At 73.1% G+C, this 1,283-nt stretch carries 1 protein-coding gene; it reads left to right on the top strand.

Annotation, left to right across the window (positions count from 1 at the left end; translation table 11 throughout):
- Nucleotides 1-1,283 (top strand): GAF domain-containing protein (locus KN815_RS43170; RefSeq protein ID WP_216347223.1); only part of this gene is annotated, 1,283 nt, incomplete at both ends.

Genomic DNA, 1,283 nt, shown 5'->3' with positions numbered 1-1,283 from the left:
GGGCTCGCCAACCGTCAGCTTCCGCTGCTCGTCGGCGCCGTCTCCGCCTCCCTCGTCCTCGCCACCGGCGGCACCGCCCTGGTGAGCAGGCGGCTGCGGCGGCAGACCCGCGGCCTGGACCCGGTCGAGATGACGCGGATGTACGAGCACCATGACGCGGTGCTGCACTCGGTGCGCGAGGGCGTGCTGATCGTCGGCGGCGACGGGCGGCTGGTGCTGGCCAACGACGAGGCGTCCCGGCTGCTCGATCTGCCGCCGCGGCCGGAGGGGCGGCTGGTCGACGATCTGGGCCTGGAGCCCCATGTCGCCGACGTCCTGGCCGCCCGGCGCGATGTCACCGACGAGGTGCTGGTGGCCGGCGACCGGCTGCTGGCCATCAACAACCGGCTGACCGACCGCGACGGCGGCCCGCCCGGCAGCGTCGCCACCCTGCGCGACTCCACCGAACTGCGCGCCCTCTCCGGCCGTGCCGATGTGGCGCAGCGGCGGCTCAAGCTGCTCTACGACGCGAGCGTGGAGATCGGCACCACCCTCGATGTGGCCCGGACCGCCGAGGAGCTGGCGCAGGTGGCGGTGGACCGCTTCGCCGACTTCGTCACGGTCGACCTGGCGGAGCCCGTGGCGCGCGGGGATGAGCCGCTGGCGCTCGGCGGTGTCGAGATGCGCCGGGCGGCGGTCCAGGGGATCCGGCCCGGCCAGGGCCACCCCTTCTATCCGGTCGGCCGGGTGTTCTCGTTCGTCCCGACCTCGCCCCAGGCGTTCGGGATCAGCGGCGGTGAGCCGGTCGTCGAGGACGATCTCACCGAGGCCACCGGCTGGCAGGCGCAGGACCCCGAGCAGACCGCCAAGGTCATCGAATTCGGCGTCCGGTCCCTGGTTACCGTGCCGCTGCGGGCCCGGGGGGTGCTGCTGGGCGTGGTCAACTTCTGGCGGATGAAGCAGCGCGAGCCCTTCGAAGAGGAAGAGGTGTCCCTCGCCGAGGAGCTGGCCGCACACGCCGCCGTCTGCATCGACAACGCCCGCCGCTACACCCGCGAGCACACCATGGCGGTCACCCTTCAGCACAGCCTGCTGCCCCGCGCCCTGCCCGAGCAGAACGCGCTGGATGTGGCCTTCCGCTATCTGCCGGCCGAGTCGGGGGTCGGGGGCGACTGGTTCGACGTCATTCCGTTGCCGGGGGTGCGGGTGGCGCTGGTGGTGGGCGATGTCGTCGGGCACGGTCTGCACGCCGCGGCGACGATGGGGCGGCTGCGGACGGCGGTGCACAACTTCTCCACCCTCGA

The sequence above is a fragment of the Streptomyces niphimycinicus genome (genome assembly GCF_018883605.1).
Classification (GTDB): Bacteria; Actinomycetota; Actinomycetes; order Streptomycetales; family Streptomycetaceae; genus Streptomyces; species Streptomyces niphimycinicus.
The sequence above is the reverse complement of the archived record's forward strand: the minus strand, read 5'-3'. Positions and strand labels throughout refer to the sequence as shown.